Below are 8,095 nucleotides of genomic sequence, written 5' to 3'. Positions count from 1 at the left end.
TGGATCTTTTTGTTTAATTGAAAATCGTGTGGATTCTATAAATGCATTGAAATGTTTTTATGAACATCTTAATCCAGATGGACGATTAATTGTAGATATTATGCTTCCGCATGACTGGAAGACTGGGGGAATTCATACATCGACTTTCTCTTTGCCGAGCGGAGACGGAATCACATTAGAAAATAAATCAATTGAAATAGATTGGCTGAACCAAGTTACTGTATCATATTTGAAATATGAAAAGTGGAGTAAAGGACAGTTAGTACAAACAGAACTACAACGCTTTGCGGTACGTTGGTATGGAATAGAAGAGTTTAAACTTCTGTTAGAAAGTATAGGTTTCTCTAATATTACTTGCTCTGCTGAATATGCTTATAAAAACGAACCGTCAAATGCAAATCAAATGTTTACTTTTGAAGCTGTGCGAAAAGAATAGAACTAATACTATGAATAAAAAAATAAGGCAATCGATTCAAAATCGGCTGCCTTATTTTTAATTTTATGTAATTGTTTATAGAGAAAGATCGGAGGGAAATAAATGAAACTTATATTAATATTTGGCCCACAAGCAGTTGGGAAAATGACAGTGGGTCAAGAATTAGCAACATTAACCGGTTTAAAACTTTTTCATAACCACATGACAATAGATTTAGTAAGTCCAATTTTTGATTACAGTACGACAGAAGCAAAAAGACTAGTAAGTTTATTTCGTAATGAAATATTTGAAGAAGTATCTAAAAGTCATTTATCTGGAATGATTTTTACGTATATATGGGCATTTGACCTCCAATCGGATTGGGATTATATACATCATGTAGAAAGTATTTTTGAATCAAAAGGTGGGACAGTGTATTTTGTAGAGCTGGAAGCGGAATTAGATGAAAGATTAGAACGGAATAAAAGCCCGAATAGATTAGAACATAAACCGAAAAAAAGAGATATTGCGTGGTCTGAAAATAATTTGAAAGAAACGATGAAAAAGCATAGATTAAACTCTCTTCATGGTGAAATTGAAAAAGAAGAGTATATAAAAATTAATAACACGTATTTGAGTGCAAAAGAAGTAGCGGAAATGATTAAAGAGAAGTTTCAATTGTAAAATTTTCGAAGTCTATTTCGTTTCCATTGTCTAAGCATTCTCCTACTAATTACATATACTATTTATGTTAAAATCGGTCGCTATTTTAAACAGGACTGCTATTTTAATATATATAACTATACAGGGAAGAGGGGACAATAAATTTGGAAAACGTAGAACAAGATAGAATTGAAAATCAAGTGTATTCAAATCGTGTAGTAAGATCAGAATTTGATTCGAATTGGGAAACTTGTATATCAAAGAGTGGTTATGTAATTTATGTAGCAACAAGTAATAATGCTGAAGTAATAGTGCTTCTTGCAGATGGTTCAAGTAAATTATTAATTTTTGAAAAAGGCGGTAAAGTAGTAGTAGGTGGCGGTGGAACAAGTCATTACAGTAAGCCGCATATTGCAAGAAATATTTAAGGTAAAACATGTTAATTGAGAAGAAGCTGGAAGACGGTTCGTCATTCATATTTAGAGAATGACGAACCGTTTTTAAATGTAGTTTTTGAAGAATTATATAAGCAATATAAAAAGCATTTCCTATTTCGGCAAATGCTTTTTATATGTTATAGTATAATAGTGTCTTAAAGCAATGTTATTTTAATATATTTCAAATTTTGTTGTGTATTATTTTTATATTAAATTAGCACCTAAAGTATTTTTTTATATAAGGAGTAATAATTAGAGAAATGAAAAATATAGACTTTATACTAGAAAGTGATGAGGCATTAAAACCGTCTGAACGATTAGTACTATTATTATTAGAGAAGCATAGAATGTTATATACGAACGATCTATTGGCATTATCAAATTTATCATATAAAACACTAACAGATTCATTAACGGCGCTTGTTTTAAAATCGTATGTGTTAAAGGAAACAGGTAAGGGAAGAAGACAGAATTGCTATAGATTAGTATGATAAGGCAGCTGTTTTAGAAAGTTTTACATACGTTTTTTTCAATCGTAAGGCGAAAATAAGTTTTTGTTTTCAAATGAAAAACTTAGTATAAGAGGGACTAAAATAGTAGTGTTTCATTTTTGTAAACGTAATTATTTCGTCATTGAAAATACAAAAATAACATAAACCGCATAAAACAGAAATAAAAAAACAATCCATTTTAAAAATGGATTGTTTTTTTATTGGAATAATATTATTTGATATGTTGAAAGCATGAATAGCACAGAATAAACATTACCTGTTTTAGTTCATGCAACTGAACGAATATGATGAAAACTATGTGTATAGTTTTTTTAATTGCTTTTTTCAGTAACTCTAATGAAATCATAGTCTTCATAGTTTAAAGGTATTATTTTTAACATTATTGCTATTCAACATTAAGCACAAAAAGTAATGTATAATATTATTATGTAAACTTAAGGTTTTAAAAGGAAAATGTAGTAATTAATAGAACATGTAGAAGGGGGATGCTTAAATACTATGAAGGATGGGAGATTATTATGGAGCATTTACAATCAATAGCACAAGCTGTTATAAGTGGTAATAAGGAAAAAGTAGTGGAGTTTATAAAGCCGAGTCCAAGTATTGTTAACGAATGTAGTGAAAATGGCTGGACACCACTTCATTTAGCAGCTTATTTTGGACAGAAAGAAATAGCGAGTTTTCTTTTAGAAAGCGGTGCAGATATACATAGTAGAGCAAAAAACGAAAATGAAAATACACCTTTGCAAGCGGCAATTGCGAACAAGCAAAGTGAACTTGTCGCTTTCTTAATTGAAAAAGGATCAGATGTAAATATTATGCAAAGTGGTGGCTGGATAGGACTCCACGAAGCAGCATTATTAGGAAATGAAGAAATAATTATGTTACTCCTTAAAAATGGAGCTAATAAGATGATTAAGAAAAATGATGGGAAAACAGCGTATGATATTGCATTAGAAAAAGGATATGACCATCTTTTACATCATTTGAAACAGGAAGTGAACTTATGATGAATAAATGGAGTGTTGGTATATTTTTATTTAATGAAGTAGAAGTGTTAGACTTTGCAGGGCCATTTGAAGTTTTTTCTGTAACTGAGGTGAATGAAGAAAAACCATTTACTGTTTATACAGTTAGTGAGAATGGGGAAATGATTACAGCAAGGAACGGATTGAAGGTACAGCCGGATTATAGTATTGAAAATTTACCGCTAGTGGATATTTTAATAATTCCGGGTGGGCTAGGTGCTAGAGAATATGAAATAAAAAATGAAATAGTAATAAAATGGATTCGCCAGCAAATGAAAGAAGTAAAGCTGATGACTTCAGTTTGTACAGGAGCGTTATTACTGGCGAAAGCAGGTTTACTAGAAGGTTTAAAAGCAACAACACATTGGGCTAGTATTGAAAAGTTTAAAAATGAGTTTCAAAATGTTGAAGTTATAGAAAATGTAAAGTTTGTAGATGAAGGACATATTATAACATCTGCCGGAATTTCAGCTGGAATTAATATGGCATTTCATATTGTGAAAAACTTGTTAGGTGTGCATGTTGCGGAGGACACAGCGAAACGAATGGAGTATGATATTAGTTTGCCAAATTAAAAAGCCCGGATTGGGCTTTTTATATTGAATGAATATAGTTAAGCTCTTCATCACTCAAAATAGGGCGAACAGATGCATTTGCATTTTCTTGTGCTTGCGTTCCTGACTTCGCACCAGGAATTACAACACTTACTGCCGGATGAGAGAGTACATAGCGAAGTGCAAGTTGCCCTAGGGTCTGATTTTTATTTGAGAGCAACCGAAGTTTCTTTACGGTTTGTAAGTCTTCTTGAAACCAAGTTTCATTTGGCCAATCTTTGCGTAAATCTCCATCTGGAAAAATTGTTTTATTTGTGAATTTTCCAGTTAAAATGCCCATTTTTAATGGACCACGAATAACAGCTCCTAGATTTTTCTCTTGTAAGAATGGTAATATATCTTTTTCTGGTTTTCGATTTAATATATTGTAATCAAGTTGTACGATATCAATTTCGTTGTTGTTATTGAAATGATGAATGTATTGTAAATCATGAGTCGAAACACCGACTGCTCTTACTTTGCCATCACGTTTTAATATGTCAAATGCACGTAGAAATGCTTCGGTTTCTCTACGATTATGCCACCAAATATGACAAAAATAAAGATCAATATAATCTGTTTGAAGACGTTGTAAACTTGTTTCAAATACGGCGATGATTTTTTCGGGAGTATCATATACAGGAACGCCATTAGGGTCGTAGTGATGTCCGATTAAACCACCTTTCGTTGATAGGATAATATCATTACGATGTCCTTTAATCGCGGTAGCCACCAACTTTTCACTATGTCCTAAACCATACACATCCGCAGTATCAATAAAATTCACACCACACTCAATGGCTTTTTTTATAGCAGTTATAGATTGTTTATCGTTAACAGGTCCCCATTCATCACCACCGATTGCCCATGCCCCAAAACCTATTTCAGAAACAGTTATTCCAGTTTTGCCTAATGTGCGGTAATGCATATTTCCCCTCCTTGTAAGCATGTTATAACATGGATATGTAGGGAAGGAATTTTGTGTGTAAAAAAACTCTTCTACAATAGTAGAAAAAGAATTACAGAAACTACTATTTTATAGCAGCATGTATAAAAAAAATCGGTGTAAATATGGAAATGTCGTCGAATGCTATCTTTAATTGGTTAATTTATGGGATATTTTTGGGAAGGAGTTTATTTTATAAGAATAGAATCTAGTCTAGTAAGAAAACGTGCCGATGGTAGTGAAAAATATGGGTTAGGGGGATTTGAATGAGGAAACTCAAACGAGTAAATGTTCCTAATATACCAGAGCAATTATCACAACCTAGTGACAAGCTTAGGATAAATAAAAAGAAGTTAAGGCGACTTATTTTAATGGTCCTTTTTATTGCAGCAACTACTTTGTACGTTCAATATATTTTAACGAAACAACAAGAAGTAATTGATAAGAAGAAAGATACGATTACGGATCAAAAGGAACAATTAGTATCTTTAAAGAAAGATAAAGATTCTTTAAAGACTAACATAGAAAATTTAACAGACGATGAGGAAGAAATTTTGAAGTTTGCGAGAAAAGAGTATCAATTTTCTAAGTCAAATGAAACTATATTTGTGATGCCCAAGTAATGAAAAAAATAGTTAGCCATCGCTAACTGTTTTTTTATGTATGAATGTCATGGTACAAGGAACAATCACATATTGTAAAAATGAAGAGTTTAAGCTATTTTCATAAATATGGAATATGCACTAAAATAAATGTTGTTAAAATTCTGTCAATTGTATTATAATACAAGGTAAGCGGATACATTTTTTAATCAACGTTGAGTTCCTCGCTCATACGACTATTAAGAAACCCGTTATCCTCGTATACGAAAGGAAGATAGCTGTGTACGCTTCAAATACAATTTATATCGTAGGGGATGCGAAAGCACCTCAAAATAATCCCATTACTGAAAAGTTTAAAAGCTATTTCGTAGCATTTGTACTTGTTAAGGATACAGGGGAAATTGTAGATGCAGACTGCTCAGCGACAATTGCATTAACATCTCAATTTGTTAAATATTTATTTCTACATAAAAATATAAATGACCCGGCGTTAGTAATGGAAGTAAAGAACCGATATTTCGGCTCTTCTCAAAAAGCGTTACTTGTAGCGCTAAAAGATGCACAGAAAAAATATAATCAGATTGCTGCTTTGTCTACTCAATCATAGACAAAATCCAGCCGTAAGAATCATTCTTATGGCTGGATTTTTTTATTTCACATTATCGTCCTACATCAAAAGTAAACGAAAACAAAGTAGGGAGATAGGAGGGTAAAAGCCCAATAGGTTTACCTAATAATCTGTGGGTATAAATCTCCGGTGGATTAAAATTTCACTTCATTGGAGAACGAAAGGATGAACGAAATGAAAATTACAGATGTAAAAGTAAATCGTAGACGTGTAAAACTTCATACACCGTTTAAAACCGCACTTCGTACTGTAACAGAAATTGAAAGTATAGATGTTTATATTCATACAGACGAAGGAGTGATTGGTAAGGGGGCTGCAGCCGCAACACCAGTTATTACGGGTGATTTCACCAGTGGAATGGAAGAAGCGATTTTAGGACCGATGCGTTCATGTTTAATTGGTCAAGATATCATTCAGTTTCAGCAGTTACTACAGCGCATTCAAATGAGTTGTATTGGAAATTCAAGTGCGAAAGCAGCGGTAGATATCGCTTTATATGATGTATATTGCCAATATCAAAATGTACCGTTATATGCATTGTTAGGCGGGAAGAAAGAAATTTATACCGATATTACAGTGAGTGTGGATGAGCCTGTATTAATGGCAAAAGAAGCGAAGAAACATATAGAAAAAGGATTTCAAACATTAAAGATTAAAGTGGGTAAAGAGGCGTATTTAGATTTGGAACGTATTGAGGCAATTCGAAATGTGGTACCAAAAAATACGACATTACGTTTAGATGCGAATCAAGGTTGGAGTCCAAAAGAAGCGGTCTCTATCATTCAAGAGATGGAAAATCGTAATTTAAATATAGAATTTATTGAACAACCAGTACACGCGAAAGATTGGGATGGGTTAAAGTACGTCAAAGATCGTGTGCAAACGCCAATTATGGCCGATGAAAGTATATTTTCAGCAAGTGATGCATTAAAGCTCGTTCAAGGAAGATATGCAGACTTCATTAATATTAAATTAATGAAATGTGGTGGCATACGTGAAGCATGGCGTATTGCAGATATCGCAGAAACAGCTGGTGTGAAGTGTATGGTGGGAAGCATGATGGAATCTTCACTTTCCGTTAGCGCTGTTGCGCATTTAGCGGCAGCGCATCCTAATATACATTATTTTGATCTTGATGCACCGCTTTGGTTAATGGAAGAGCCGGAAGGAATGACTTATTCTGGATCAAAGGTAAACCTTCAATCGACAGTGAATAGTAAGTCTTAGGAGAAGAGACTAGGAAACTATCTTTTAAGGGGGATATATATGAAAAAAGTAGGAACTGCATTTTTAACAACTTTATTTATATTTTCATCGTTTACATCGGCAAATGCTGAAGAAAAGAAGGATAATAAAGCATTTATAGATGTATCTGCTGCAACGTTATGGACAGCACCTGATTCATTAAGGCCAATCGATACACCGAGTGCAACAAATCCAGTGGATCTATGGAAATGGACGAAATCAATGACACTTGACGAGAAACTATGGTTAACAAATGCAAATAAATTAGAAACACAAGCGTTACTCGGTCAAGAAGTAACTGTTATTGATAAGAAAGGCGAGTGGGTGAAGGTATTAGTGCACGGACAGCCAACACCACGAAATGAAGAAGGTTATCCGGGCTGGATGCCTGAAAAGCAATTAACATATAATCAAGAATTTGCAGATAAAACAAATGAACCTTTTGTGTTAATAACAAATCCAACAGCGATTTTATATATAAATCCTTCTGAAAAACATAAATCACTTGAAGTTAGTTATAATACAAGACTGCCGTTATTAAGTGAAGACACAATTTCATATCGTGTATTGTTGCCAAATGGTCAGAAAGCATGGCTACGAAAAAATGATGGAACAGTTTACCGTTCTCAAACTGATATTCCAAAACCGACCGCTGATGATTTAATTAACACAGGGAAAATGTTTTTAGGTTTACCGTATATATGGGCTGGTACAAGTGGTTTTGGATTTGATTGCTCTGGCTTCACGCATACGATCTATAAATCGCACGGCATTACAATTCCGCGAGATTCTGGACCGCAATCAAGAGCAGGGGTTGCAGTTGATAAAGAAAACCTACAAAAAGGAGATTTAATTTTCTTTGCACATGATCAAGGGAAAGGTAGTGTCCATCACGTTGCAATGTATATTGGTGATGGCAATATGATTCACTCACCAAGAGCTGAAAGGTCGGTAGAGATTATACCGCTAAATACACCAGGATATATAGAAGAATACGCTGGTGCTCGTCGTTACTTACCTTAAAAA

General features: G+C 33.5%; 10 protein-coding genes and 1 pseudogene. 10 read left to right on the top strand and 1 reads right to left on the bottom strand.

The window, feature by feature from the left end; genetic code table 11:
* The 6 genes and pseudogenes from JFU02_RS07250 to JFU02_RS07225 all read left to right on the top strand — a co-directional run.
* Positions 1–436 (top strand): annotated as a pseudogene (locus JFU02_RS07250) (class I SAM-dependent methyltransferase); the annotation flags it as partial.
* A 102-nt stretch (positions 437–538) separates the two neighbouring features.
* Positions 539–1,099, top strand: a complete 561-nt coding sequence (locus JFU02_RS07245; RefSeq protein WP_201070451.1) for an AAA family ATPase — start codon at positions 539–541, stop codon at positions 1,097–1,099.
* Positions 1,100–1,242: 143 nt separating this feature from the next.
* Entirely contained in the window at positions 1,243–1,506 is a 264-nt protein-coding gene (locus JFU02_RS07240) for a hypothetical protein (protein ID WP_000432429.1), read from the top strand.
* A 269-nt stretch (positions 1,507–1,775) separates the two neighbouring features.
* Positions 1,776–2,006 carry a hypothetical protein gene (locus JFU02_RS07235; RefSeq protein WP_000789031.1) on the top strand — a complete coding sequence of 77 codons (231 nt, stop codon included), beginning with the start codon at positions 1,776–1,778 and terminating at the stop codon, positions 2,004–2,006.
* 539 nt (positions 2,007–2,545) lie between these two features.
* Positions 2,546–3,037, top strand: a complete 492-nt coding sequence (locus JFU02_RS07230; RefSeq protein ID WP_141528734.1) for an ankyrin repeat domain-containing protein — start codon at positions 2,546–2,548, stop codon at positions 3,035–3,037.
* Positions 3,034–3,630: a DJ-1/PfpI family protein gene (locus JFU02_RS07225; RefSeq protein ID WP_061667187.1), complete on the top strand. Its 597-nt coding sequence runs from the start codon at positions 3,034–3,036 to the stop codon at positions 3,628–3,630. The genes JFU02_RS07230 and JFU02_RS07225 overlap by 4 nt, the downstream gene beginning before the upstream one ends.
* A gap of 19 nt (positions 3,631–3,649) precedes the next feature.
* On the opposite strand, the gene JFU02_RS07220 is transcribed toward JFU02_RS07225, so the two are convergent.
* Complete coding sequence (locus JFU02_RS07220; protein WP_086407455.1) at positions 3,650–4,576, bottom strand: aldo/keto reductase; 927 nt, start codon at positions 4,574–4,576, stop codon at positions 3,650–3,652.
* Between the two features lie 284 nt (positions 4,577–4,860).
* Here JFU02_RS07220 and JFU02_RS07215 point away from each other — a divergent pair, with 284 nt between their 5' ends.
* From JFU02_RS07215 to JFU02_RS07200, 4 genes are all read left to right on the top strand, one after another.
* Entirely contained in the window at positions 4,861–5,217 is a 357-nt protein-coding gene (locus JFU02_RS07215) for an FtsB family cell division protein (protein WP_001228726.1), read from the top strand.
* Between the two features lie 259 nt (positions 5,218–5,476).
* Positions 5,477–5,803, top strand: a complete 327-nt coding sequence (locus tag JFU02_RS07210; RefSeq protein WP_000271314.1) for a DUF3870 domain-containing protein — start codon at positions 5,477–5,479, stop codon at positions 5,801–5,803.
* Positions 5,804–5,989: 186 nt separating this feature from the next.
* On the top strand, positions 5,990–7,051 hold the full coding sequence (locus JFU02_RS07205; protein ID WP_142337869.1) for a dipeptide epimerase: 1,062 nt from the start codon (positions 5,990–5,992) through the stop codon (positions 7,049–7,051).
* A gap of 39 nt (positions 7,052–7,090) precedes the next feature.
* The gene (locus JFU02_RS07200; RefSeq protein ID WP_061667189.1) at positions 7,091–8,092 is read left to right on the top strand and encodes a C40 family peptidase; all 1,002 of its coding nucleotides are present in this window, start codon (positions 7,091–7,093) and stop codon (positions 8,090–8,092) included.
* The last annotated feature ends 3 nt before the right edge of the window (positions 8,093–8,095 follow it).

Origin of the sequence: Bacillus sp. TH13, assembly GCF_016651175.1 — a bacterium.
GTDB classification, from domain to species: domain Bacteria; phylum Bacillota; class Bacilli; order Bacillales; family Bacillaceae_G; genus Bacillus_A; species Bacillus_A thuringiensis_S.
The sequence above is the reverse complement of the archived record's forward strand: the minus strand, read 5'-3'. Positions and strand labels throughout refer to the sequence as shown.

Bases quoted from the DNA above. Each gene is read 5' to 3' on its own strand.
- JFU02_RS07225 (WP_061667187.1), top strand. From the start codon at position 3,034: ATGATGAATAAATGGAGTGTTGGTATATTTTTATTTAATGAAGTAGAA.
- JFU02_RS07200 (WP_061667189.1), top strand. From the start codon at position 7,091: ATGAAAAAAGTAGGAACTGCATTTTTAACAACTTTATTTATATTTTCA.
- JFU02_RS07230 (WP_141528734.1), top strand. From the start codon at position 2,546: ATGGAGCATTTACAATCAATAGCACAAGCTGTTATAAGTGGTAATAAG.
- JFU02_RS07220 (WP_086407455.1), bottom strand. From the start codon at position 4,576: ATGCATTACCGCACATTAGGCAAAACTGGAATAACTGTTTCTGAAATA.
- JFU02_RS07215 (WP_001228726.1), top strand. From the start codon at position 4,861: ATGAGGAAACTCAAACGAGTAAATGTTCCTAATATACCAGAGCAATTA.
- JFU02_RS07235 (WP_000789031.1), top strand. From the start codon at position 1,776: ATGAAAAATATAGACTTTATACTAGAAAGTGATGAGGCATTAAAACCG.
- JFU02_RS07245 (WP_201070451.1), top strand. From the start codon at position 539: ATGAAACTTATATTAATATTTGGCCCACAAGCAGTTGGGAAAATGACA.
- JFU02_RS07205 (WP_142337869.1), top strand. From the start codon at position 5,990: ATGAACGAAATGAAAATTACAGATGTAAAAGTAAATCGTAGACGTGTA.